We start from the raw sequence: 25,211 nt of genomic DNA, 5'->3' as shown, positions 1-25,211 counted from the left end.
AGCTTTTAGGGGATGTTATCTCTATTTACTTAAACTTAAAAATTGCTTAACACTCACATAATATTGTTGTCCTACAATGAATTTGTGTTCGAAAGAAGATGAATTCGAAAAGTGATAATCCAAATGGGGGTACAAGACATGGTTATGAAAAAGGGTATTAAATTTTCTTTAGCGGCTTTAGTTGTTGCAGGTGCATTAGTTGGATGTGGAAAAGCAGAAAGTACGGATAATAAGGAAGCTGCTAAAGGTAGCGATGCAAAACAAGAATTATCAGGTACGATTGCAGCGGCTGGCTCTACAGCTCTTCAACCTCTTGCGGAGGAAGCTGGAAAGAAATTCATGGAGAAAAATTCAAAAGTTTCTATTCAAGTTCAAGGTGGCGGTAGTGGAACTGGGATCAACCAAGTAGCATCTGGTGCGGTACAAATTGGTAACTCAGATGTTCCAGCTGGAGATAAAATAAAAGATGCTGAAAAAGCAAAAGAATTAGTAGATAACAAAGTTGCGGGTATCGCATTCGCACTTGTCGTAAATAAAGATGTAAAAGTTGATAACTTAACAGTAAAACAAGTGCAAGATATCTTCACTGGAAAAGTAACGAACTGGAAAGAAGTAGGCGGAAAAGATGAAAAAATCAATGTAATTAACCGACCGGCTTCATCTGGTACACGTGCTACTTTTGAAAAGACAGTGATGAAAGACGCGAAGATTAATGATGGAACTGGTACAACACAAGATTCTAATGGTGCTGTAGAGCAAGCGATTAACTCTACTCCAGGTTCAGTTAGTTACTTAGCAATGTCTTACATGGTTGGTGAGAAAAAAGGTGCGTTACAAACGGTTAAAATTGATGGATCTGAACCGAAAGTTGAAAATATTTCTGCTGGTAAATATCCATTCTGGTCTTACGAGTACATGGTAACTAAAGGTGAGGCGAAGGAAGCAACTAAGGCTTACATCGACTATGTAAAAGGTAAAGACTTTGAAAAACAAGTAGAAGATATGGGTTACATCCCAATGTCTAAATTAGATAAGTAATAAAATTTTATGGGGCTGGCTGCAAGGCCAGTCCTGTTCAATGCAATCTATGAAGTGGGGTCTGTCCTGTGATGAAGGGGAAAAAACAAATTAATTACGTAAAGAGTGAATATATAGGTAGATCACTTGTTACGTTTTGCGGTATCTTTATTGTTTTTATTACATTAGCTATTATTGCGTTTATTTGCGGCAAAGGAATTCAATCTTTCACGCAAAGTGGTATCTCATTTTCTGAGGTGTTAACTTCGACAAAATGGAATCCAAATGCTGATCAAGGTACGTATGGTGCTGTCATCTTTATTGTTGGTTCGACGCTTGTATCGTTAGGTGCTGTTGTCATTAGTGCACCAATTGCTATAGCTCTTGCTATATTCATGAATTTAATTTCGCCGAAGTTTGGGAATAAAGTATTAAAGCCTGTTTTAGAATTATTAGTTGGTATTCCATCAGTTGTATACGGATTATTAGGGGTTACGATCTTGGTTCCTCTATTACGGGATTCGTTCGGTGGAGTGGGATTTAGTTTAATTGCGGGTATTATTGTCCTGAGTATTATGATTTTACCTACTATTGCTAGTATTGCCTCTGATGCAATACGCTCTGTTCCGTTTGATTACTTGGAAGCTTCTTACGGTCTAGGATCGACGAAATGGCAAGCGATTAGCCGAGTTATTGTTCCTGCTGCAAAACAAGGAATTTTAACAGGTATAGTTTTAGGCTTAGCGCGTGCTTTTGGTGAAGCGTTAGCGGTTCAAATGGTAATCGGGAACACGATTAAATTACCGGAAGGAATATATAGTCCAACAGCAACGTTAACAGGTATTCTGACAATGGATATGACGAATACATTGAACGGAACAGCTTGGAACAATGCGCTATGGACGTTAGCGATGATTTTACTTGTTATTTCATTCCTGTTTATTTTAGTAATTCGAGCGATTGGTCAAAGAGGTGAGCGATAATAATGAATGCAAGAACGGTAAATAAAGTTTGGACAGGTATCTTTTATGGGGTTGCAGCTTTAGTTGTAGCTTTGCTGGCTTTTTTAATGTACGAAATTCTGCAAAAGGGATGGGGATTTTGGGATCCTAGTTTCTTATTCGGAGAACCAAGCAATACAAGAGCTGGTGGGGGAATTGGTCCACAGTTATTCAATTCTTTCTACATGCTTGTTATAACACTTATTATATCTATTCCTCTTGGACTAGGGGCTGGAATATATTTAGCGGAGTATGCAAAACAAGGTCGTTTTTTAAGTTTTGTTCGTTTATGTATTGAAACAATGGCGTCTTTACCTTCTATTGTTGTTGGACTATTTGGCTTATTAGTATTTGTTACCATGACAGGCTGGGGATATACAGTAATGGGTGGAGCTCTTGCTTTAACTATTTTGAATTTGCCTGGTTTAACACGTGTTTGTGAAAATGCGATTTCTGAAGTTCCTCATAATGTAAAAGAGGCGAGTCTTGGACTAGGTGCAACAAAATGGCAAACAATTGCCCGCATCATTATCCCGTCTTCGTTACCGCAAATCATTACAGGTATTATTTTAGCGGCAGGCCGTATATTCGGTGAAGCTGCGGCGTTAATTTATACAGCGGGTTTAACATCACCTATTTTAAATTCAGCAGCGGACTTCTCGAGCCCCTCACATCCTTTAAATCCATTTAGACCAGCTGAAACGTTAGCTGTTCACATTTGGAAATTAAACTCTGAAGGGATTATCCCAGATGCGAAGTTAATTGCAACAAAATCTGCAGCTGTATTAATTATTATGGTATTACTCTTTAATATCATTTCTCGTTTCGTAGCATCTGTATTACACAAGCGTTTTACAGGAGCGAAAAAAAGTCGTAAAACGACGAAGAAGGTAAAAGCGGCATAAATGTCCGTAAAAGAACTCTCTGTTTATAAACAGGGAGTTTTTTTACGGACATTTATTAAAATCATTAACGGTAAGAGGGAGTGAATCGACAGTTGTTGGGGGAGTCTCCTATGATATTGAGTGGAAACTGATAGGTTTTTTGTTGGAACAAGAACATAGTGTTATATTAGATAGCCCATGTCTCTATGAGGGGATGCTTGAAAAGGAATAGGTTTATGTCGGAAGTATGGGGCTACATATAAATATATTGAATGTTATCTTAATAATATAGAAGAAATTAATCGTAGGTTACAAACACGTGAACATAAGATAAGTCAGTAGAATCAGGAGTAGCGTTTGAAAAAAGTGGCTAGATGGCAGTAAAAGGCTTTTAAATGATGAATATCTTCTTGTAGATTCTGGTAAGCCACTAGAGCGATATACGAAAAAAGTGCTGGATTATATCGATAGGTAGGGAATTCTAAAAGGCGTTATCTTCAATTATGAAGATAACGCCTTTTAGTTTAAATATCAGGTGTTTCTGTAGAAGTGCTTATTTTTCTGCGGGAGCGTCTTTTTCTCCCGATTTTATCTAATAGTTCATACATAACGGGAACGACTACTAATGTAAGAACGGTTGAGACTGCCAAACCACCGATTACAACGACGGCCAGACTTTTCGATACCATACTTCCTGCTTGAGATTGCCCGAAGAGGAGTGGTAGCATAGCGACGATTGTTGTTATAGCTGTCATAATAATTGGGCGTAATCTAGTAGACCCTGCTTCTAGTAAGGCTTCTCTTGTTTCCATACCGTTTTCCCGATTTTGCTGCACTCTTTCTATTAATACAATAGCATTTGTAACGACAATCCCGATTAACATTAATGCGCCGATTAATGAATTTACGTCAACAGGTGTTCTTGAAATGATTAATCCTAAAATACCGCCGACAGCAGCTAATGGTAAAGAGAATAAAATCGCGAAAGGAGCACGTGCTTGCCCGAATGTGATAACCATAATTAAATATACAATCCCGATTGCGATCCCCATAATTTTGAATAAATCTGTGAAGTTCTCTTGCATAGATTCAGTAGCACCTGCGATATTTACTTTTGCTCCGGTAGGTAAATCTAAGTCGGCTATAGCTTTGTTTACTTCTGCGCTTACTTTACTTAAATCTTCATTTGAAGCTTCTGCGGTAATTTGAATCGTTTCTTTCCCATCTTTATGGAAGATTTCCGTTTGAAGTTGTTTTTCTGAAATAGTTGCAATGTCTTTTAAAGGAATTGGTCCGTTAATAGGTGATAGTATGTTTGTATTTAAAATATCTTCTTGTTTGTTAATGGATGCCTTTTTATGTTCTATCATAATGGTTGTTTTTTCATTATTGATTGAGATTTCCCCAAGAGGAGATTTCTTCATAAGGAATGATACTTGTTGTGCTACTAATTCTGGTGTTAAACCATGTAGTTCCGCTTTTGTTTGATCGATATGAATTTGCCATTCTTTTTTAGAGTCTTCTATATTTGTTTTTACTTTAGAGAGATCGTCCATACCTTTTAGTTTTGTTTCGACGATGTTAGCGGCCTTTTTTAAATTTGTTTCGTTAGTAGCGGTTACGTTAAATTGTAAGTTGTTTCCGCCTCCAGAGTCAGAGTAACTCGTTTTTATATAATCAAGTTCAGCTGGTTCAAAAGTATTATGATCCTTTTTTAATTCTTTAATATATTGGTCGATATTAGATCCTTTTTTAAAGACTACAAATATAGTTGCAAGATTGTTTTGAGTTGTCTGTCCCCATTGTGCATCTTCTGCGCTAGATCCCATTCGCAAAATAACATCTGTTACATCAGAATTAGAGAGGAGTTTCTTTTCGAAATCAAAGGCTTTTTGTTTTTTAGCTTCAGAATCATAATCACCTGGAAATGTCATGTTAACGGAAAGCATTGTATCGTCCTCAGACTTTATGTTAGCTTTCGGAAGTAGTATGTAGGCTGCAATTGATCCTGCAAATAATAAAAAAGAAGTGAGTAGAATGATAAACTTATGAGAAAGAGCCCACTTTAATGTAGCGACATATCGCGGTGAAGAATGTGAATTGCGACGTTTTGTTTTTTTGAGCAGTAAAAAAGCCATAAGTGGAACGACTGTTAATGCCACAATTAAAGAAGAAAGTATAGAATATACAACTGCTAACACCATAGGTAACATTAGTTTTCCGATTACTCCCGATACGAGACCGATAGGTAAAAAAACGGCGACTGTTGTTAAAGTAGAAGAGGTAATTGCGACGGCGACCTCTTTTGTTGCATCGAGAATAATATCTTTAGAGAAAGATTCTTTTTGTAAACGACGGAAAATATTCTCGATGACAACGATACTATCATCGACGAGACGTCCAACTGCAACGGCTAAGCCACCAAGAGTTAGAATGTTAAGTGTGATGTTAGATTGATGGAGTAAAAATAGTGTTAATAAAATAGATAATGGAATACTAACGACAGCGATGAGTGTTGTTCGGAAGTTGCGTAAAAAGATTAAGATAATGAGAGTTGCAGCAATTGCCCCAAGGATTACTTCTTTTCCCATACTAGTAACAGCATTTTCAACTTGCTCATGAGTTGAAGCTAAAAGTTTAATAGAGAATTGATCTTTATATTGCTTGCTTATATCTTTAATCTTTTTATCAATCTCTTTTCCGATTGCAACCGCATTTTTACTCGGCTCTTTCATGATGATTAATCCTGTTCCTTCTTCCCCGTTTATGTGCGAGATTGTATCGTAATGTTGTTTTAATTCAATTTGAGCAACATCTTGTAATTTTACTTGAGGTGTAACGGTGATGTTTTTTATGTCATTTACATTTTTTATATCCCCGATGACACGAAGATTGTATTCTGCCTTATTAACGGTAATTGCTCCGGCTGGAGTGGAAGTTTCTTTTCCTTGTAAAACTGTTAATACTTGCTGTGATGTTACGTTTTTATCTTTTAGTTGGTTAGGATCAAGTACGATGGATAATTCGGAAGTTGATTTTCCGAAAAACATAACATTGGCAACACCATCAATGCTTTCGAGTTGTGGTACGATTTCTTTCTCAATTTGTTTTTCGTCGGCTTTTGAAAATCCGTTTTGCTTCTGGATGGTAATTTGAGCGAGTGGAATCATAGAAGTGTTTAATTGGCTAACAACAGGTTTAGTTACATCTTTAGGTAATTTAATCGTATTAATTGTTTTTTCGACTTCGCGTGCCGCGTCTTTCATATTTGCCTTGGATGTATATGCAATGTCGATGCGTGATAATCCCTCATGTGTGGAAGAAGTGATGCCATCGATATGTTCTAAATTACGAAATTGTTTTTCAAGGGGATCAGTTACGTCCTTGGTCATCGTTTCAGCATCGAGCCCTTGAGATAATGTCGTAACAGTTATTGCAGGGTTATCGATGCTTGGTAAAAATTCCATAGGTAATTTAGAGCCGGAATAAACACCGAGTATGGAAATGAGAAAAACCATGATAATAATAGCGGCTCGGTTTTTTAATGAAAATTTTGTTAACCTATCCATAAAATAATTCCTCCATTAGTTTATTTATAGTTTTGTGGGCACTTTCTTACTATATAACAAAAATTGGATATCTTTCATTAATTAAATGTAAAAAAATTCTAACAATAATCTTAAATTAATATTTCGAGGGGAAGTTTGTTATTTGTGGAAGCAAAATTCCTGATTGGAGAGAAAAATCAGGAATTAAAGTTTTTCCCTAGTATAGTGGCCACGTTTTTTGTTACTCTACATTTAAATAATTATTTGTCCTTCTTAAGTAGAACTATGGTAATTATAAAATTAAAAAAGGAGAAGACTAAAGGTTAGGAAGTTATTGTGAAATACTGCCTGGTTGATGATAGTGTATAGTAACTTGTATACAATCAAAATGAATGTTTTTAGTAGAAAGGATAAGGGTTCTTTCTATAGAAGAAAGTAGGATAGATAACTTTTTGTATTTTTTTATAAAAAATACTTGTTATTTAAAAACCATGATGGTATATTAATAAACGTCGCTGATGCGGAAACGCAGAAAACGACAAAAAAGAAATTTGAAAACATAGTTGACATCGAAAAATGAAGATGTTAATATGATGAAGTCGCTTTTGAAGCGGCAGACAAGTTCTTTGAAAACTGAACGAAACAAACAACGTGAACGTCAATTTTTATTTTTAGATGCTAGATAAACTAACTTTATTGGAGAGTTTGATCCTGGCTCAGGATGAACGCTGGCGGCGTGCCTAATACATGCAAGTCGAGCGAATGGATTAAGAGCTTGCTCTTATGAAGTTAGCGGCGGACGGGTGAGTAACACGTGGGTAACCTACCCATAAGACTGGGATAACTCCGGGAAACCGGGGCTAATACCGGATAATATTTTGAACTGCATAGTTCGAAATTGAAAGGCGGCTTCGGCTGTCACTTATGGATGGACCCGCGTCGCATTAGCTAGTTGGTGAGGTAACGGCTCACCAAGGCGACGATGCGTAGCCGACCTGAGAGGGTGATCGGCCACACTGGGACTGAGACACGGCCCAGACTCCTACGGGAGGCAGCAGTAGGGAATCTTCCGCAATGGACGAAAGTCTGACGGAGCAACGCCGCGTGAGTGATGAAGGCTTTCGGGTCGTAAAACTCTGTTGTTAGGGAAGAACAAGTGCTAGTTGAATAAGCTGGCACCTTGACGGTACCTAACCAGAAAGCCACGGCTAACTACGTGCCAGCAGCCGCGGTAATACGTAGGTGGCAAGCGTTATCCGGAATTATTGGGCGTAAAGCGCGCGCAGGTGGTTTCTTAAGTCTGATGTGAAAGCCCACGGCTCAACCGTGGAGGGTCATTGGAAACTGGGAGACTTGAGTGCAGAAGAGGAAAGTGGAATTCCATGTGTAGCGGTGAAATGCGTAGAGATATGGAGGAACACCAGTGGCGAAGGCGACTTTCTGGTCTGTAACTGACACTGAGGCGCGAAAGCGTGGGGAGCAAACAGGATTAGATACCCTGGTAGTCCACGCCGTAAACGATGAGTGCTAAGTGTTAGAGGGTTTCCGCCCTTTAGTGCTGAAGTTAACGCATTAAGCACTCCGCCTGGGGAGTACGGCCGCAAGGCTGAAACTCAAAGGAATTGACGGGGGCCCGCACAAGCGGTGGAGCATGTGGTTTAATTCGAAGCAACGCGAAGAACCTTACCAGGTCTTGACATCCTCTGAAAACTCTAGAGATAGAGCTTCTCCTTCGGGAGCAGAGTGACAGGTGGTGCATGGTTGTCGTCAGCTCGTGTCGTGAGATGTTGGGTTAAGTCCCGCAACGAGCGCAACCCTTGATCTTAGTTGCCATCATTAAGTTGGGCACTCTAAGGTGACTGCCGGTGACAAACCGGAGGAAGGTGGGGATGACGTCAAATCATCATGCCCCTTATGACCTGGGCTACACACGTGCTACAATGGACGGTACAAAGAGCTGCAAGACCGCGAGGTGGAGCTAATCTCATAAAACCGTTCTCAGTTCGGATTGTAGGCTGCAACTCGCCTACATGAAGCTGGAATCGCTAGTAATCGCGGATCAGCATGCCGCGGTGAATACGTTCCCGGGCCTTGTACACACCGCCCGTCACACCACGAGAGTTTGTAACACCCGAAGTCGGTGGGGTAACCTTTATGGAGCCAGCCGCCTAAGGTGGGACAGATGATTGGGGTGAAGTCGTAACAAGGTAGCCGTATCGGAAGGTGCGGCTGGATCACCTCCTTTCTATGGAGAATTGATGAACGCAGTTCATCAATAAACGTTGACTTGTTTTGTTTCGTTCAGTTTTGAGAGAACTATCTCTCAAGTTTAAATGTATGTTCTTTGAAAACTAGATAACAGTGTAGCTCATATTTTTTTAATTTTAGTTTGGTTAAGTTAGAAAGGGCGCACGGTGGATGCCTTGACACTAGGAGTCGATGAAGGACGGGACTAACGCCGATATGCTTCGGGGAGCTGTAAGTAAGCTTTGATCCGAAGATTTCCGAATGGGGAAACCCACTATACGTAATGGTATGGTATCCTTACCTGAATACATAGGGTATGGAAGACAGACCCAGGGAACTGAAACATCTAAGTACCTGGAGGAAGAGAAAGCAAATGCGATTTCCTGAGTAGCGGCGAGCGAAACGGAATCTAGCCCAAACCAAGAGGCTTGCCTCTTGGGGTTGTAGGACATTCTATACGGAGTTACAAAGGAACGAGGTAGACGAAGCGACCTGGAAAGGTCCGTCACAGAGGGTAATAACCCCGTAGTCGAAACTTCGTTCTCTCTTGAATGTATCCTGAGTACGGCGGAACACGTGAAATTCCGTCGGAATCTGGGAGGACCATCTCCCAAGGCTAAATACTCCCTAGTGATCGATAGTGAACCAGTACCGTGAGGGAAAGGTGAAAAGCACCCCGGAAGGGGAGTGAAAGAGATCCTGAAACCGTGTGCCTACAAATAGTCAGAGCCCGTTAATGGGTGATGGCGTGCCTTTTGTAGAATGAACCGGCGAGTTACGATCCCGTGCGAGGTTAAGCTGAAGAGGCGGAGCCGCAGCGAAAGCGAGTCTGAATAGGGCGTTTAGTACGTGGTCGTAGACCCGAAACCAGGTGATCTACCCATGTCCAGGGTGAAGTTCAGGTAACACTGAATGGAGGCCCGAACCCACGCACGTTGAAAAGTGCGGGGATGAGGTGTGGGTAGCGGAGAAATTCCAATCGAACCTGGAGATAGCTGGTTCTCCCCGAAATAGCTTTAGGGCTAGCCTTAAGTGTAAGAGTCTTGGAGGTAGAGCACTGATTGAACTAGGGGTCCTCATCGGATTACCGAATTCAGTCAAACTCCGAATGCCAATGACTTATCCTTAGGAGTCAGACTGCGAGTGATAAGATCCGTAGTCAAGAGGGAAACAGCCCAGATCGCCAGCTAAGGTCCCAAAGTGTGTATTAAGTGGAAAAGGATGTGGAGTTGCTTAGACAACTAGGATGTTGGCTCAGAAGCAGCCACCATTTAAAGAGTGCGTAATAGCTCACTAGTCGAGTGACTCTGCGCCGAAAATGTACCGGGGCTAAATACACCACCGAAGCTGCGAATTGATACCAATGGTATCAGTGGTAGGGGAGCGTTCTAAGTGCAGTGAAGTCAGACCGGAAGGACTGGTGGAGCGCTTAGAAGTGAGAATGCCGGTATGAGTAGCGAAAGACGGGTGAGAATCCCGTCCACCGAATGCCTAAGGTTTCCTGAGGAAGGCTCGTCCGCTCAGGGTTAGTCAGGACCTAAGCCGAGGCCGACAGGCGTAGGCGATGGACAACAGGTTGATATTCCTGTACCACCTCTTTATCGTTTGAGCAATGGAGGGACGCAGAAGGATAGAAGAAGCGTGCGATTGGTTGTGCACGTCCAAGCAGTTAGGCTGATAAGTAGGCAAATCCGCTTATCGTGAAGGCTGAGCTGTGATGGGGAAGCTCCTTATGGAGCGAAGTCTTTGATTCCCCGCTGCCAAGAAAAGCTTCTAGCGAGATAAAAGGTGCCTGTACCGCAAACCGACACAGGTAGGCGAGGAGAGAATCCTAAGGTGTGCGAGAGAACTCTGGTTAAGGAACTCGGCAAAATGACCCCGTAACTTCGGGAGAAGGGGTGCTTTCTTAACGGAAAGCCGCAGTGAATAGGCCCAAGCGACTGTTTAGCAAAAACACAGGTCTCTGCGAAGCCGTAAGGCGAAGTATAGGGGCTGACACCTGCCCGGTGCTGGAAGGTTAAGGAGAGGGGTTAGCGTAAGCGAAGCTCTGAACTGAAGCCCCAGTAAACGGCGGCCGTAACTATAACGGTCCTAAGGTAGCGAAATTCCTTGTCGGGTAAGTTCCGACCCGCACGAAAGGTGTAACGATTTGGGCACTGTCTCAACCAGAGACTCGGTGAAATTATAGTACCTGTGAAGATGCAGGTTACCCGCGACAGGACGGAAAGACCCCGTGGAGCTTTACTGTAGCCTGATATTGAATTTTGGTACAGTTTGTACAGGATAGGCGGGAGCCATTGAAACCGGAGCGCTAGCTTCGGTGGAGGCGCTGGTGGGATACCGCCCTGACTGTATTGAAATTCTAACCTACGGGTCTTATCGACCCGGGAGACAGTGTCAGGTGGGCAGTTTGACTGGGGCGGTCGCCTCCTAAAGTGTAACGGAGGCGCCCAAAGGTTCCCTCAGAATGGTTGGAAATCATTCGTAGAGTGCAAAGGCATAAGGGAGCTTGACTGCGAGACCTACAAGTCGAGCAGGGACGAAAGTCGGGCTTAGTGATCCGGTGGTTCCGCATGGAAGGGCCATCGCTCAACGGATAAAAGCTACCCCGGGGATAACAGGCTTATCTCCCCCAAGAGTCCACATCGACGGGGAGGTTTGGCACCTCGATGTCGGCTCATCGCATCCTGGGGCTGTAGTCGGTCCCAAGGGTTGGGCTGTTCGCCCATTAAAGCGGTACGCGAGCTGGGTTCAGAACGTCGTGAGACAGTTCGGTCCCTATCCGTCGTGGGCGCAGGAAATTTGAGAGGAGCTGTCCTTAGTACGAGAGGACCGGGATGGACGCACCGCTGGTGTACCAGTTGTTCTGCCAAGGGCATAGCTGGGTAGCTATGTGCGGAAGGGATAAGTGCTGAAAGCATCTAAGCATGAAGCCCCCCTCAAGATGAGATTTCCCATAGCGTAAGCTAGTAAGATCCCTGAAAGATGATCAGGTTGATAGGTTCGAGGTGGAAGCATGGTGACATGTGGAGCTGACGAATACTAATAGATCGAGGACTTAACCATATAATATGAAGCAACGTTATCTAGTTTTGAGAGAATATAAAAAACTTATTGACTTTCTAAGTGAATCAAGTATAATAATGTTTGTCTCAATCGAATATAGTCTGGTAATGATGGCAGAGAGGTCACACCCGTTCCCATACCGAACACGGAAGTTAAGCTCTCTAGCGCCAATGGTAGTTGGGACCTTGTCCCTGCGAGAGTAGGACGTTGCCAGGCAAAATGGAGGATTAGCTCAGCTGGGAGAGCACCTGCCTTACAAGCAGGGGGTCGGCGGTTCGATCCCGTCATCCTCCACCATATATGTCGGAGGGGTAGCGAAGTGGCTAAACGCGGCGGACTGTAAATCCGCTCCTTCGGGTTCGGCAGTTCGAATCTGCCCCCCTCCACCATTTCTTAATTATTGGGCTATAGCCAAGCGGTAAGGCAACGGACTTTGACTCCGTCATGCGCTGGTTCGAATCCAGCTAGCCCAGCCATTAAGAGCCATTAGCTCAGTTGGTAGAGCATCTGACTTTTAATCAGAGGGTCGAAGGTTCGAATCCTTCATGGCTCACCATTTTCTTAAAAAATATGCGGGTGTGGCGGAATTGGCAGACGCACTAGACTTAGGATCTAGCGCCTTTGGCGTGGGGGTTCGACTCCCTTCACCCGCACTTTTAATAAAATAACTCAAACATGTCTTGCGGAAGTAGTTCAGTGGTAGAATACAACCTTGCCAAGGTTGGGGTCGCGGGTTCGAATCCCGTCTTCCGCTCCAATTTTCAGTATGACATGCCGGGGTGGCGGAACAGGCAGACGCACAGGACTTAAAATCCTGCGGTGGGTGACCACCGTGCGGGTTCGACCCCCGCCCTCGGCACCATATGCGCCCGTAGCTCAATTGGATAGAGCGTTTGACTACGGATCAAGAGGTTAGGGGTTCGACTCCTCTCGGGCGCGCTTTTATTAACGGGAAGTGGCTCAGCTTGGTAGAGCACCTGGTTTGGGACCAGGGGGTCGCAGGTTCAAATCCTGTCTTCCCGATTTTCCCAAAAACATGGGGCCTTAGCTCAGCTGGGAGAGCGCCTGCCTTGCACGCAGGAGGTCAGCGGTTCGATCCCGCTAGGCTCCACTTTATTTTTTATATGTCGGAGGTATACCCAAGTTCGGCTGAAGGGATCGGTCTTGAAAACCGACAGGCGGCGAGAGTCGCGCGGGGGTTCGAATCCCTCTACCTCCTCCATTTTTTAAAAAAGTGGTTTAGTTACATATAAAAATGAATAAGATAGTAATTTTTCCTTCATGGAGGTATACCCAAGTTCGGCTGAAGGGATCGGTCTTGAAAACCGACAGGCGGCGAGAGTCGCGCGGGGGTTCGAATCCCTCTACCTCCTCCATTTATTTTTAAAACATAATATCGTCGCGGGGTGGAGCAGTACGGTAGCTCGTCGGGCTCATAATCCGAAGGTCGCAGGTTCAAATCCTGTCCCCGCAACCAATGGTCCCGTGGTGTAGTGGTTAACATGCCTGCCTGTCACGCAGGAGATCGCCGGTTCGACCCCGGTCGGGACCGCCATTTTATGTTGGCTCGGTAGCTCAGTCGGTAGAGCAGAGGACTGAAAATCCTCGTGTCGGCGGTTCGATTCCGTCCCGAGCCACCATTTTTTTGTTTTTTTTTATGCCGGCTTAGCTCAATTGGTAGAGCAACTGACTTGTAATCAGTAGGTTGGGGGTTCAAGTCCTCTAGCCGGCACCATTTAGGGGCATAGTTTAAAGGTAGAACTGAGGTCTCCAAAACCTCCAGTGTGGGTTCAATTCCTACTGCCCCTGTAAAGTATATATGGGCCTATAGCTCAGCTGGTTAGAGCGCACGCCTGATAAGCGTGAGGTCGATGGTTCGAGTCCATTTAGGCCCACCATATATATTCCGCAGTAGCTCAGTGGTAGAGCTATCGGCTGTTAACCGATCGGTCGTAGGTTCGAGTCCTACCTGCGGAGCCATGGCCCGTTGGTCAAGTGGTTAAGACACCGCCCTTTCACGGCGGTAACACGGGTTCGAATCCCGTACGGGTCATAAAAAAAGAGTCAGCATATTGCTGACTCTTTTTTATTATGTATAAGCCTCTTTTTATCACCTTATTTTCCCGAAATAAATAAAGGGATTTAGGAAAAGCTATGGTATGTATTAAAAGGAGGAGATGAAAAATGACGCAAGTTAGAGAACTTATGAGTACTCATATCGTACATTGTACACCATTAGACAATGTATATGAGGCAGCTGTAAAAATGAAGGAAGAATCGGTTGGATTGATTCCTGTTATTGAAAATAAACAAGTTGTTGGGCTTGTTACTGATCGAGACTTAGTTGTTCGTGGGATTGCTGAAAAACATCCTGGATCTAATCAAATTACAAATGTAATGACAACAAACATTGTTTCAGTTTCTCCAGACGATTCTATTGAAAAAGCTACAGAATTAATGGCACAATATCAAATTAGACGGTTACCGGTTGTTGAGAGCGGTCAACTTGTTGGGATGCTAGCACTAGGCGATTTAGCTATAAGAAAATCAGCAGATGATCAAGCAGGGTTTGCTTTAAGTGAAATCTCAGAGCATATGGAATAAATTATGTATAAAGATCAGATACATTATTCTAGTATATACGGATTAAACTAATATGTTAGCGTGATGTATCTGAGACATTATATAATAAGTATAGAGTCAATATTTTTGACAGTTTTTTTAAATTTGTCATTCCTAATTTTTAATAAGAGAAAAAATGATATACTGAGAGATATAAGTGTTATTATAGATTTTGAATATAACAATATTTATCGTTAATGATGTAATAATGAATTAATATTTCCTACGTAGATAAAGTGAAACTTTAATTATTGGGGGATGTCCATCCCCCAATAATTATTAGTTGAACCAATCGGGCTTTTATGGGCAGTTTTATCTCCCACCTAACTTCCTCGCATTCGCAGAATTTTGAGGTGGGAGTCTTACTGCCCGCAAATAGCGGGATAAAAAGGGAAGGGGAATTATATGAGGGCTGCACAGGGCGATCCAAATTGGAATTTGGTTACAGATACATATATAGAACCAAATAATTTCGCTGAGTTATTTTCTTTGCTTGTACCTTGTCATCCAAAAGGTGAAAGGAAAGAGCGAACTATATTAGTATGGAAAGAAAAAGAATTTTATAAAGAAGAAAATTTAGCGGCATTTATCGTATATGGCATGAATAAAGTAAAGAATTTACCGCAGTTTCATAAAGATGAAATTCCAACTCTAGTACGTATTCTTCGTTTATGTCAAGGGATTGGTTGGTATGAAGAGGCAAATGCTTTTATGATAACCCAAGGGCTAGATGAATTTGTCCGAACTTCATTGGAGTATGAAACATGGGATCTTTTGACGAAAGCAGTTGCTTTAAACTATTTAATTATTAAATATCGTATTGGTGAATTAACAGCTGAGGATGTAGAAATTTGGGATCGAGTTAAATTTAGTGAGAAATGTATAACAGATTGCAAACATCTATTATCTCATAAAGAAGTATTGGAATTTACATTCTTTTATATGTGTAAGAGAGCGAAAACACTGTCAAAAGAGAAATTAAATAGTGATATGATGAGTCTGGCAATGTATTGTAATACTTTTGTGTATGATTTATATACACATGACTTATTACGAAAGTATCGTAAGTGTACAGACTTCCTATCATATTATGGACCTAGTCAAGCAGTTTTAGCTTGTCAAAGAGCTGTACTTTCACAAATTTCCGATCGATTAGACCCTTTAAAGACAACTCATGTAGATGATTATTTATATGTGATGAAAGAAATGATGGAGCATATGACGATAGGGGTAATGGATCGGTATGGTCATTTTATTGGAAAGCTACTATCATATGTACCATTTTTCGAAATGATCCAAGTTCCACAGCATGCATATTATTGTGAAGAATTACTGTATATTTGTAAGGGAATTGAATACAAAGAAGAAATACTACGCAATTATATATTTATACAATTACATGATTGTTTACCATCATTCTTTAAACTATTTCTTAAAAATAAGCGTTATGCAACGATTCATGATATTCTTTTCTATTGGTGCGACGATGAACAAAGAATGAGCTTAGAGAAAAAATATAATCTTAGTTTCATTTATGAAAAATATGCTTGCGGATAAACCATATTTTACATATTAAAAATTAATATAAATTAAAAAGGATCTCAAGTTTATGTGAGATCCTTTTTTTGTTAGTAAAGTAAGGAGAAAGTAACTAAGATAAGAAATAACATTCCATAAAGGAGAAATTGTGCAGTATAACTTCCTTGTATACCAAAAAAAGTATTCATTTTTTCATATAAATTCAATATATATTTCATTGGATTATCTTTGAAAGATTGGTACACAGTGTCTCCTCTTTCTAAGCTTCTTGTTCATGTTTTTGGTTATTAGGAACATGAACGTATCTAGCTATGAATAATAAAACACCTATAAAGAATACAGGAAGTACGGTAGATAAATAAAAACCATTACTAATTATATTTGTTATAAGAGCACTTAAAAGAAAAATTACATTATAAATATGGGCAATTTTTTGTTTTAGCCGCATTTGTAATGCTTCCATAATGATTTCTAAAGCAACAAAAGCAATAATAATAGATAAAAATACAGTGTTCGTATTATAAATGATTAAACAACAGATTAAACCTAAAAAGGCCAGGTATTCAATAAAGAGAGGTATATTGCGTGGCATATAATTTACCTAACTAAATATGGCAGTGGGTTTACTGCATTTGTTTTTTCAAAATTCCATTCCCCATTATGTAATTCAAAATGGAGATGTTGCCCGTATGAATGACCTGTGTTTCCCATATGACCTACTAATTGTCCAGTTTGTACTTGATCACCAGCTTGTACAGTGCGATCCTTCATATGAGCATAAACTGTTGTATATAATTTCCCATTTATTTGATGGGCGATGAACACGACATTGCCGTAGCTAGCCGAATAATAAGATTTCACAACCTTACCTGCAGCAGCAGCTTGAATAGAGACATTTCCTTGTGCTGCTATATCTATACCATAATGCATTTGCTCCCAGCGCATATCAAAAGTGGAGCTGATTTTCCCTTGAGTAGGGAATTTGAAAACTGCTGGAATTGATGCAGGTGGAGCTGTTTTAGCGTGTGCTTGATTTTGATTTTGCACTACATAGTGTTTTGCTACATATCCGTATCCTGTGCCAAAACGAATTTTATACCAAGTACCTACCGTTTCTACTACTTGTACTTGTGTACCATTTTGTAATGAGCCAAGTAGAGTGCCACTTGTGCTAGCATTGCTACGTACATTTAATTTTGGTGTTGCAACAGTATACGAAGGAGAACCTTGTACTGTTACACCTTTTACTAGAGGTGTGGATCCATTAGATACAAATGTTTTTTGTACGTAACCAATTTGACCGTTATGTAATATTTTGTACCAATCTCCTTGTTCACCTTGAATGGTAATGAATTGACCATTTGGTAATATATCTAGAATAGAAGACTCTGTATTAGGTTCAGAACGAACGTTTAATGCGTTTGCATTTACGATATATTGAGACTTTGGTTGAACATTTTTTTTGAATAGAATTGCATCTTTTTTCATATAGCCTGTTTTGTTGTTAACAGATACTTTATACCAATCTTGAACTGTTTCAAGAATAGTAACCGGGCTATTAAATCGAATGGTATCAATTATTGCACTGTCTGTATGGCTATTTTGATGTAGTGCAACGTTGTCAATTTTTACATATCCAGTTTTTACTGTAGATGGTTGCTTAGCAGCCGCTGTTTGTATATCGGATTCTCCCATAGAAGGAAGTAAAGAAGCAATTGCGATAGTAGTTGCTGTTAAAGCTGTGGCTTTCATATTCATGTAATAAAGACCTCCTCTAGTTGTATAGTTGTAATTTTATTATAGTATAAAGATATAATATATTGGTCGTATTCACATAAATGTAATATGAAATCAATAAAAATAATGTCAGAAGAGAGATTCGTATATAAATATTGTATATATCATTTGTGAGGTCGCATTTATATTTGTTTAACATGTTAAGAATTAATTCTTAATTAAGAAAATTAAAATAGTTGATGATGTCTTATGGCGGTGTTATACTGACAGTGATAATTTTATAGTTTGCTAGGAGGGCTGGTGTTGCCAGCTGAGAGTAGGGCCGTAAGCCTTTGATCCTTTTTATTACCTGATCTAGATTATGCTAGCGTAGGGAAGCAATTCGGACATTAACAATGAGTCCCCGTTTCTTTGCGTATAGAAACGGGGCTTTTTTATTTGAAAATTTCATATTAACACCACTAGGGGTGCTTTTCGTGCTGAGAGAGGAATAATCCTTAACCCTTACAACACCTGATCTAGATAATACTAGCGAAGGGAAGTGGAACAACGAATAAATTATAATTTTATTTGCTGTAACCACTTCTTTTATACAGAAGTGGTTTTTTTATTGAGATAAACAGATATATAGGAAGGGGAATTATTAATGAAATTTTGTGAAAGATTATTTGATACGGTGCAGCCTGTTTGGGAGAAAAGTCATAATCATCCGTTTGTAGTAGGTATGGGGGATGGTACGTTGGAAAAAGACAAATTCCAGTACTATATTATTCAAGATTATTTATATTTGTTAGATTATGCAAAGCTATATGCAATTGGGGTTGTAAAGGCAACGAATCCACAAGTTATGGCAAAATTTGCAGAGCAAATTGATGGGATTTTAAATGGTGAAATGACGATTCATAAACAGTATGCAAAAAGACTTGGCATTTCTGTACAAGAGATGGAATCTGCGAAACCATCTGCTAAAAATTTAGCATATACAAATTACATGATGTCTGTATCTCAAAATGGCACAATTGCTGAATTAATATCAGCTTTACTTCCATGTATGTGGAGTTATTGGGAGATTGGAAAGCGTTTAAATGATATTCCTGGAGCAAGAGATCATGAGTTCTTTGGAGAGTGGATTCAAGGATATAGTTCTGAAGAATACGGTAACCTTTGTATTTGGTTAATAGATTTATTAAATGAAATGGCAGTTGGAAAGTCAGAGAAAGAGCTAGACCGATTAGAGGAGATTTTCTTATATTCCAGCCGATTTGAATATTTATTCTGGGATATGGCTTATCGTAAGGAGATGTGGGGTTTTGAGGAGCAAGAACATACTACAGTTTCATAATGTTTCCTTTCATTATGATGAGAAACCAATCATCAATGAATTAAATGCTTCTATACAAGATAAAGAGTTTGTAAGTATTATCGGACCGAGTGGATGCGGGAAAAGTACTTTATTTCGCCTTATTACAGGCTTAGAAGAGGCAAGTACTGGACAGATAGAGCTGACAGAAACAAAGAGTCATTCTGTAGGGTATATGCCCCAAAAAGATATGCTCTTGCCGTGGAGGACGATTATTGAGAATGCGGCCCTGCCGCTAGAGTGCCAAGGTGTGCAGAAGAAAGAAGCGCAAGTAAAAGCGAAAGAACTGTTACATAAATTTGGTTTACAAGGGTACGAGAAAAAATATCCGAAAGATTTATCTGGTGGTATGAGGCAACGCGTATCTTTTATCCGAACTTTATTAACAGGCGGGGAGATATTATTGTTAGATGAACCGTTTAGCGCATTGGACGCTTTAACGAAGGCATCTTTGCAAGAATGGTTGTTTGAACAATGGAAAGAGTGGGAAAAAACAATTTTATTTATCACTCATGATGTTGAAGAAGCATTGTTTCTTTCTAATCGAATTTTGGTTGTAGAAAATCAACCGATAGCAACTTTAACTGAGCGAATTGTGCCGCTTGATCGTAACCGAACAAGAAAAGATTTATATAAGCCTGAAGTGTTAGCGCTTAAAGAAGAGCTCCTTAGTATGTTACAAAGGCAGGTACTCGTATGATGAATCGCTTGAAGGAGTTATTACCTGCCCTTATATTAAGTGGAATTTTACTTGCTCTGTGGGAAGTAGGAGCAAGAATTGTAGATGAGATGTACATTTTGCCATCACCTTCTGCAATTGTAATGAAGATATGGGCGCTGAAAGATATATTATTTACGGTTCATTTACCTGCAACGTTGTACGTCGTTTTAATAGGCGTTGTTATTTCTATCGTACTGGGCGTAGGGCTAGCAATGTTAATGAATGCGAGTACGTGGATGGAAAGAGCATTTTATCCGTTATTAGTTGCTTCACAAACAATCCCGATTACTGCGCTTGCGCCGCTCTTCGTTTTATGGTTTGGATATACCATCTGGAGTAAGGTTGTTGTTACCGTTTTAATTACGTTTTTCCCAATTGCGGTCAATACGTATGATGGACTGCGCAGTACGAAAAAAGAATGGGAGGAGCTATTAGTTACATATGGTGCAACGAAAAAAGATATTTTTCTAAAGCTAAAGTTGCCATCTGCTCTTCCTTACTTTTTTTCAGCGTTAAAAATTGCGATACCACTTAGCGTTATTGGGGCAGCGATTGGTGAATGGCTCGGTGCACAAGCTGGGCTTGGATATTTCAGTAAAAGAATGATGACGCAGTTAGACGGAGCTGGTGTATTTGCACCAATTGTATTGTTATCATTATTAGCTATTTTCTTCGTCATACTTGTTTCGATATTAGAAAAGAAATTTATTAGTTGGAGGAAACATTCATGAAATTATTAAAACGCATCTTTGTGTTTACATTATTAGTTGCAATGATTGCAGGATGTTCGAGTAACTCGGCATCAGATAAGAATAAATCAGAAAAAGAAATAACAGTAATGCTTGATTGGTACCCGAATGCGGTACATAGCTTTATTTATACGGCAATTGAAAAAGGATACTTTAAAGAAGAAGGAGTCAAGGTGAATATTAAATTCCCTTCTAATCCGACTGATCCATTAACGCTAGCGGCAGCAGGGAAAGTGACAGTTGGTTTGTATTATCAACCAGATGTTGTCATGGCAAAAGCAAATGAACAAATTCCAGTGAAATCAATTGGAGCTGTCGTACGTTCACCGTTGAATCATGTTGTATCACTGAAGTCAGCAGGCATTCAATCGCCAAAAGATTTAGAGGGGAAAACAGTTGGATATTCTGGAACACCTTTAAGTGAGATGTATTTAAAAACGATGGTAAAAGAAGCTGGTGGTAATCCAGATACAGTGAAAGTAGTCGATGTTGGCTTTGATTTAGTACCAGCATTAATTACGAAAAAAGTGGATGCGGTAACAGGGGCATACATTAACCATGAAGTACCTGTTATGCGTCATGAAGGTCATGAACCAGCATACTTTAATCCAGCAGATTATGGTGTACCGAACTATCATGAGCTTGTGTTTGTAACGGGTGATAAAACGTTGAAAAAAGATAAAGAAGCATTGCAAGCCTTTTTACGTGGGGCACAAAAAGGGTATGACTTTATGAAGAAAAACCCTGATGAAGCATTAAATATTTTATTAGATCATCAAGAAAAAGAAAACTTCCCACTTGTACCAGAAGTTGAAAAAGAAAGTATGAAAATTTTATTAGAGAAGATGGAAACGAAAGATGAGCCATTCTTATCGGATTCAAAAGAGTCATGGGAGAAACAAAATAAATGGTTGAAAGACAAAGGAATGGCGAAAGAAATTGTTCCAGCCGATGAATTATTTGAAAACATTTTAAAGTAGGCGAATGAATATGAAAAATGAGCTTCATGTAATCTCAAATGGCCATATGCCATTTGAAGAATTAGTGAATGTAGCGATGCAAATTGAGAGTGAGATTGATTATTTGCATATTCGTGAGCGTGAGAAGAGTACGAAGGAATTGTATGAAGGTGTGGAAAGTCTTTTTAAAAAAGGCTTTCCGCCATCTAAGCTTGTTATAAATGATCGAATTGATATCGCCATTCTATTAAATATTCCTCGTGTTCAACTAGGATACAGAAGCGCAGATGTAAGGTTAGTGAAAGAAAAATTTTCTTATTTGCATGTCGGTTATTCAGTACATTCGCTAGATGAAGCGATAGTAGCATTTAAAAATGGAGCAGATTCACTCGTTTATGGTCATGTATTTCCGACAGATTGTAAAAAAGGTGTGCCAGCGAGAGGATTAGAAGAAATTGCTCATATGGCAAGTTGTTTATCCATACCAATAACTGCAATTGGTGGGATTACCCCTGAAAATACAGGTGATGTTCTTGCAAATGGTGTAAGTGGCATTGCTGTTATGTCCGGGATTATAAGCAGTAGTAATCCGTATAGCAAGGCGAAATCTTATAAGGAATCAATAAGAAAGTGGGCGGGAAAACATGTGTAAGAAGTATGATGTAGCGATTATTGGCGGAGGTGTAATTGGTAGTTCAGTTGCACACTTTCTAGCAGAAGGAGGGCATAAAGTAGCGATTGTAGAGAAGCAAAGAATCGCATCTGAAGCTTCGAAAGCAGCTGCTGGTTTGCTCGGTGTTCAGGCAGAATGGGATGCATATGATCCGTTGTTTGAGCTTGCTAGAGAAAGCCGTGCTATATTTCCACAACTTGCAGCAGTTTTACGTGAAAAAACAGGCATCGATATTGGGTATGAAGAAAAGGGCATTTATCGCATCGCTCAAAATGAAGATGAGAAGAAAAGAATTCTTCATATTATGGATTGGCAGCAGAAAACAGGTGAAGATTCCCGATTTCTAACGGGGGACCATTTACGGGAAAAAGAGCCGTTTCTTTCCGAGTCAATTATAGGAGCGGTATATTATCCGAAAGATGGTCACGTTATTGCACCAGAGCTTACGAAAGCATTCGCACATTCTGCAGCAATTTCCGGTGCTGATATATATGAACAAACAGAAGTGTTTGATATTCGTATTGAAAATAATAAAGTGACTGGAATTGTTACGAGCGAAGGTGTTATCACATGTGAGAAAGTTGTTATTGCGGGTGGTTCATGGAGTACGAAATTACTACATTATTTCCATAGTGATTGGGGCACGTATCCTGTGAAGGGTGAAGTTGTTGCAGTAAGAAGCAGGAAACCTCTCTTGAAAGCTCCTATTTTCCAAGAAAGATTTTACATCACACCGAAACGTGGTGGCCGTTACGTAATTGGGGCAACAATGAAGCCTCATACGTTTAATAAGTCTGTACAACCAGAAAGTATTACTTCCATATTAGAGCGTGCCTACACAATATTGCCTGCTTTAAAAGAAGCAGAATGGGAAAGTACGTGGGCTGGGTTAAGACCGCAGTCTAATCATGAAGCTCCTTATATGGGAGAGCATGAAGAAATAAAAGGTTTATATGCTTGTACGGGCCATTATCGAAACGGCATTTTATTAAGTCCTGTTTCTGGTCAGTATATGGCTGATTTAATAGAAGGAAAGCAGGAGAATCACTTGCTAGATTCATTGCTTTCTAAAACGGTTTAGAAAGGGGATGGAAGTTTGAATTTAAAAATTAATGGTAACCAAATTGAAGTACCAGAGAGTATAAAAACAGTAGCTGGGCTACTTACACATTTAGAGTTAGATAACAGAATTGTTGTAGTAGAACGTAATAAAGATATTTTACAAAAAGATGATCATAACGATACATCTGTTTTTGATGGGGACCAAATTGAGATTGTAACTTTCGTAGGAGGCGGTTGATTATGTTAAACATTGGACAATTTTCATTTCATTCTAGACTTTTATTAGGAACAGGGAAATTCCCTGATTTTGATGTGCAGCAAAAGGCAATTGATGTTTCTGAGGCTGAGATTTTAACATTCGCAGTACGTCGTATGGATATATTTGATGCGAAGCAGCCTAATTTATTAGAGAAACTTGATGTGAAAAAATATACGTTACTACCGAATACAGCAGGAGCAAAAAATGCTGAAGAAGCTGTTCGTATTGCAAAATTAGCAAAAGCTTCTGGACTTTGTGACATGATAAAAGTAGAAGTTATTGGTGATGATAGAACGTTATTACCTGATCCAGTAGAAACGTTAAAAGCATCTGAAATGTTACTTGAAGAAGGATTTATCGTTCTACCGTACACATCTGATGATGTTGTATTAGCGCGTAAATTACAAGAACTTGGCGTGCATGCCATTATGCCAGGTGCATCACCGATTGGTTCAGGGCTTGGTATTGTAAATCCATTAAATTTAAGTTTCATTATTGAACAAGCGACAGTACCAGTTATCGTGGATGCTGGTATTGGTAGCCCAGCTGATGCGGCATTTGCGATGGAATTAGGAGCAGATGGTGTGTTATTAAATACTGCAGTATCTGGAGCGAACGATCCTATTAAAATGGCATACGCAATGAAATTAAGTATTGAGGCAGGACGATTAGGGTTTGAAGCAGGTCGTATTGCACGTAAACGTTGTGCAACAGCAAGTAGTCCTTTAGAAGGAATGAGCATAGTTGAATAATCGATATTCTCGCCAAGAGCTATTTTCTCCAATTGGGGAAGAAGGGCAACAAAAGATAAGAACAAAGCATGTACTTATTATCGGTGCAGGCGCATTAGGTAGTGCAAACGCAGAGATGTTTGTAAGAGCAGGCGTTGGTCAAGTAACAATTGTTGACCGTGATTATGTCGATTGGAGTAATTTACAAAGACAACAATTGTATGCAGAGAGTGATGTAGAGAATAATCTTCCGAAGGCTGTAGCGGCAAAAAAACGTCTAGAAGAGGTTAATAGTGAAGTAAGAGTAGAAGCTCTCGTTCAGGATGTAACGGCTGAAGAGTTAGAAGAACTCGTTACAAATGTTGATGTAATCATCGATGCGACTGACAATTTCGAAACACGTTTCATTGTGAATGATATATCGCAAAAATATTCTATTCCATGGGTTTACGGGGCATGTGTAGGAAGTTACGGGCTTTCTTATACTATTCTTCCAGGAAAAACGCCATGTTTATCTTGTTTATTACAATCGATTCCGCTTGGCGGAGCGACATGTGATACAGCGGGTATTATATCACCTGCTGTATCTCTTGTCATTTCTCATCAAGTAACGGAAACACTTAAACTGTTAGTAGAAGATTACGAATCACTTCGAGAGGGACTTGTATCATTTGATGTATGGAAAAATGAATATTCATGTATGAATGTGCAAAAGCTTCGTAAACATAATTGTCTATCGTGTGGTGAACGGGCAGTATATCCGTATTTAAATAAGGAAAACACTTCAAAAACAGCAGTGTTATGCGGGAGAAATACAGTTCAAATTAGACCACCTCATAAAGAGGAAATGGATTTTGAACAATATAAAAAATTGTTGAATGATCGTGTGACTGATTTAAATGTAAATCCATATTTATTATCATTTTCGGTTGAAGAAAAGAGATTAGTTGCTTTTAAAGATGGCCGTGTCCTTGTACATGGAACGAAAGATATAAGCGAAGCGAAAACAATTTATCATCGCTATTTTGGGTAGAAA

18 protein-coding genes, 20 tRNA genes, 3 rRNA genes, 1 pseudogene and 2 riboswitches are annotated in these 25,211 nt (G+C 40.0%); of the genes and pseudogenes, 39 read left to right on the top strand and 3 right to left on the bottom strand.

The features are described 5' to 3' along the window. Positions 1-138 precede the first annotated feature (138 nt). From JFU20_RS11625 to JFU20_RS30180, 4 genes and pseudogenes are all read left to right on the top strand, one after another. The gene (locus JFU20_RS11625; RefSeq protein ID WP_002167124.1) at positions 139-1,038 is read left to right on the top strand and encodes a phosphate ABC transporter substrate-binding protein PstS family protein; all 900 of its coding nucleotides are present in this window, start codon (positions 139-141) and stop codon (positions 1,036-1,038) included. Between the two features lie 71 nt (positions 1,039-1,109). After that, complete coding sequence (gene pstC / locus JFU20_RS11620) at positions 1,110-2,000, top strand: phosphate ABC transporter permease subunit PstC (RefSeq protein WP_002090872.1); 891 nt, start codon at positions 1,110-1,112, stop codon at positions 1,998-2,000. 2 nt (positions 2,001-2,002) lie between these two features. Next, a complete protein-coding gene (pstA, locus tag JFU20_RS11615) occupies positions 2,003-2,923 on the top strand; it encodes a phosphate ABC transporter permease PstA (protein WP_002010630.1) in 921 nt (306 codons plus the stop codon). A gap of 49 nt (positions 2,924-2,972) precedes the next feature. After that, positions 2,973-3,377 (top strand): annotated as a pseudogene (locus tag JFU20_RS30180) (P-loop nucleotide/nucleoside kinase family protein); the annotation flags it as partial. 49 nt (positions 3,378-3,426) lie between these two features. Here the strand turns inward: JFU20_RS30180 and JFU20_RS11610 are convergent. Beyond that, the gene (locus tag JFU20_RS11610) at positions 3,427-6,471 is read right to left on the bottom strand and encodes an efflux RND transporter permease subunit (protein ID WP_002167125.1); all 3,045 of its coding nucleotides are present in this window, start codon (positions 6,469-6,471) and stop codon (positions 3,427-3,429) included. Between the two features lie 542 nt (positions 6,472-7,013). Between JFU20_RS11610 and JFU20_RS30425 the strand changes: the two genes are divergently transcribed. From JFU20_RS30425 to JFU20_RS11485, 26 genes are all read left to right on the top strand, one after another. Next, complete coding sequence (locus JFU20_RS30425) at positions 7,014-7,136, top strand: hypothetical protein (protein WP_274606595.1); 123 nt, start codon at positions 7,014-7,016, stop codon at positions 7,134-7,136. Between the two features lie 7 nt (positions 7,137-7,143). Then, positions 7,144-8,695: ribosomal RNA gene (locus JFU20_RS11605) — 16S ribosomal RNA — on the top strand. Between the two features lie 146 nt (positions 8,696-8,841). Further along, positions 8,842-11,763 (top strand): 23S ribosomal RNA (locus JFU20_RS11600). Positions 11,764-11,863: 100 nt separating this feature from the next. Then, positions 11,864-11,979, top strand: a 5S ribosomal RNA gene (gene rrf / locus JFU20_RS11595). The 16S, 23S and 5S rRNA genes sit together here with 20 tRNA genes alongside, the layout of an rRNA operon. A gap of 5 nt (positions 11,980-11,984) precedes the next feature. Continuing rightward, positions 11,985-12,060: transfer RNA gene (locus tag JFU20_RS11590), tRNA-Val, on the top strand. An 8-nt stretch (positions 12,061-12,068) separates the two neighbouring features. Next, a tRNA-Tyr gene (locus tag JFU20_RS11585) sits at positions 12,069-12,152 on the top strand. A 12-nt stretch (positions 12,153-12,164) separates the two neighbouring features. Beyond that, positions 12,165-12,239: transfer RNA gene (locus JFU20_RS11580), tRNA-Gln, on the top strand. A 4-nt stretch (positions 12,240-12,243) separates the two neighbouring features. Next, a tRNA-Lys gene (locus JFU20_RS11575) sits at positions 12,244-12,319 on the top strand. A 16-nt stretch (positions 12,320-12,335) separates the two neighbouring features. Beyond that, positions 12,336-12,416 (top strand) — tRNA-Leu (locus JFU20_RS11570). Between the two features lie 29 nt (positions 12,417-12,445). After that, positions 12,446-12,520 (top strand) — tRNA-Gly (locus tag JFU20_RS11565). 16 nt (positions 12,521-12,536) lie between these two features. Then, a tRNA-Leu gene (locus JFU20_RS11560) sits at positions 12,537-12,625 on the top strand. 3 nt (positions 12,626-12,628) lie between these two features. After that, positions 12,629-12,702: transfer RNA gene (locus JFU20_RS11555), tRNA-Arg, on the top strand. A 10-nt stretch (positions 12,703-12,712) separates the two neighbouring features. Further along, positions 12,713-12,786 (top strand) — tRNA-Pro (locus JFU20_RS11550). A 15-nt stretch (positions 12,787-12,801) separates the two neighbouring features. Continuing rightward, positions 12,802-12,874, top strand: a tRNA-Ala gene (locus JFU20_RS11545). 18 nt (positions 12,875-12,892) lie between these two features. Beyond that, a tRNA-Ser gene (locus JFU20_RS11540) sits at positions 12,893-12,985 on the top strand. Positions 12,986-13,046: 61 nt separating this feature from the next. Next, positions 13,047-13,139: transfer RNA gene (locus JFU20_RS11535), tRNA-Ser, on the top strand. A 24-nt stretch (positions 13,140-13,163) separates the two neighbouring features. Then, a tRNA-Met gene (locus tag JFU20_RS11530) sits at positions 13,164-13,240 on the top strand. Positions 13,241-13,242: 2 nt separating this feature from the next. Then, positions 13,243-13,318: transfer RNA gene (locus tag JFU20_RS11525), tRNA-Asp, on the top strand. Positions 13,319-13,327: 9 nt separating this feature from the next. Continuing rightward, a tRNA-Phe gene (locus JFU20_RS11520) sits at positions 13,328-13,403 on the top strand. Positions 13,404-13,422: 19 nt separating this feature from the next. After that, positions 13,423-13,498 (top strand) — tRNA-Thr (locus tag JFU20_RS11515). Positions 13,499-13,501: 3 nt separating this feature from the next. Next, positions 13,502-13,572: transfer RNA gene (locus JFU20_RS11510), tRNA-Trp, on the top strand. Between the two features lie 12 nt (positions 13,573-13,584). Beyond that, a tRNA-Ile gene (locus tag JFU20_RS11505) sits at positions 13,585-13,661 on the top strand. 7 nt (positions 13,662-13,668) lie between these two features. Then, positions 13,669-13,743 (top strand) — tRNA-Asn (locus JFU20_RS11500). Position 13,744: 1 nt separating this feature from the next. Next, positions 13,745-13,816, top strand: a tRNA-Glu gene (locus tag JFU20_RS11495). Between the two features lie 131 nt (positions 13,817-13,947). Further along, entirely contained in the window at positions 13,948-14,367 is a 420-nt protein-coding gene (locus JFU20_RS11490; protein WP_002010634.1) for a CBS domain-containing protein, read from the top strand. 423 nt (positions 14,368-14,790) lie between these two features. Then, positions 14,791-15,942: a DUF3965 domain-containing protein gene (locus tag JFU20_RS11485; protein ID WP_201038633.1), complete on the top strand. Its 1,152-nt coding sequence runs from the start codon at positions 14,791-14,793 to the stop codon at positions 15,940-15,942. A gap of 241 nt (positions 15,943-16,183) precedes the next feature. Here the strand turns inward: JFU20_RS11485 and JFU20_RS11480 are convergent, their stop codons facing one another. Next, the gene (locus JFU20_RS11480; RefSeq protein ID WP_002010638.1) at positions 16,184-16,516 is read right to left on the bottom strand and encodes a hypothetical protein; all 333 of its coding nucleotides are present in this window, start codon (positions 16,514-16,516) and stop codon (positions 16,184-16,186) included. Positions 16,517-16,521: 5 nt separating this feature from the next. Beyond that, the gene (locus JFU20_RS11475) at positions 16,522-17,682 is read right to left on the bottom strand and encodes an SH3 domain-containing protein (RefSeq protein WP_002010641.1); all 1,161 of its coding nucleotides are present in this window, start codon (positions 17,680-17,682) and stop codon (positions 16,522-16,524) included. A gap of 259 nt (positions 17,683-17,941) precedes the next feature. Next, positions 17,942-18,054: riboswitch (TPP riboswitch) on the top strand. A 60-nt stretch (positions 18,055-18,114) separates the two neighbouring features. Next, positions 18,115-18,218, top strand: a riboswitch (TPP riboswitch). Between the two features lie 89 nt (positions 18,219-18,307). Here JFU20_RS11475 and tenA point away from each other — a divergent pair. From tenA to JFU20_RS11430, 9 genes are read left to right on the top strand one after another with little or no spacing between them, the layout of a single operon-like run. Further along, complete coding sequence (gene tenA, locus JFU20_RS11470; RefSeq protein ID WP_002010642.1) at positions 18,308-19,003, top strand: thiaminase II; 696 nt, start codon at positions 18,308-18,310, stop codon at positions 19,001-19,003. Beyond that, positions 18,972-19,721 (top strand): ABC transporter ATP-binding protein, encoded by a 750-nt coding sequence (locus JFU20_RS11465; RefSeq protein WP_002134471.1) that lies wholly within the window; start codon positions 18,972-18,974, stop codon positions 19,719-19,721. Before tenA ends, JFU20_RS11465 begins: the two co-directional genes overlap by 32 nt. Next, the gene (locus JFU20_RS11460) at positions 19,721-20,473 is read left to right on the top strand and encodes an ABC transporter permease (RefSeq protein WP_002010646.1); all 753 of its coding nucleotides are present in this window, start codon (positions 19,721-19,723) and stop codon (positions 20,471-20,473) included. The genes JFU20_RS11465 and JFU20_RS11460 overlap by 1 nt, the downstream gene beginning before the upstream one ends. After that, the gene (locus tag JFU20_RS11455; protein WP_002166359.1) at positions 20,470-21,471 is read left to right on the top strand and encodes an ABC transporter substrate-binding protein; all 1,002 of its coding nucleotides are present in this window, start codon (positions 20,470-20,472) and stop codon (positions 21,469-21,471) included. Before JFU20_RS11460 ends, JFU20_RS11455 begins: the two co-directional genes overlap by 4 nt. Before the next feature lie 10 nt (positions 21,472-21,481). Further along, positions 21,482-22,102 carry a thiazole tautomerase TenI gene (tenI, locus tag JFU20_RS11450; RefSeq protein ID WP_002166358.1) on the top strand — a complete coding sequence of 207 codons (621 nt, stop codon included), beginning with the start codon at positions 21,482-21,484 and terminating at the stop codon, positions 22,100-22,102. Beyond that, entirely contained in the window at positions 22,095-23,204 is a 1,110-nt protein-coding gene (gene thiO / locus JFU20_RS11445) for a glycine oxidase ThiO (protein WP_002166357.1), read from the top strand. The genes tenI and thiO overlap by 8 nt, the downstream gene beginning before the upstream one ends. A gap of 15 nt (positions 23,205-23,219) precedes the next feature. Then, the gene (thiS, locus tag JFU20_RS11440; RefSeq protein WP_002010653.1) at positions 23,220-23,423 is read left to right on the top strand and encodes a sulfur carrier protein ThiS; all 204 of its coding nucleotides are present in this window, start codon (positions 23,220-23,222) and stop codon (positions 23,421-23,423) included. Between the two features lie 2 nt (positions 23,424-23,425). Continuing rightward, positions 23,426-24,196, top strand: a complete 771-nt coding sequence (gene thiG, locus JFU20_RS11435; protein WP_002010654.1) for a thiazole synthase — start codon at positions 23,426-23,428, stop codon at positions 24,194-24,196. After that, complete coding sequence (locus JFU20_RS11430; protein ID WP_002166356.1) at positions 24,189-25,208, top strand: thiazole biosynthesis adenylyltransferase ThiF; 1,020 nt, start codon at positions 24,189-24,191, stop codon at positions 25,206-25,208. The genes thiG and JFU20_RS11430 overlap by 8 nt, the downstream gene beginning before the upstream one ends. Positions 25,209-25,211: the final 3 nt, after the last annotated feature.

Origin of the sequence: Bacillus sp. TH30 (genome assembly GCF_016650875.1) — a bacterium.
Lineage (GTDB): Bacteria > Bacillota > Bacilli > Bacillales > Bacillaceae_G > Bacillus_A > Bacillus_A mycoides.
This window is presented reverse-complemented; position numbering and strand designations above follow the sequence as displayed.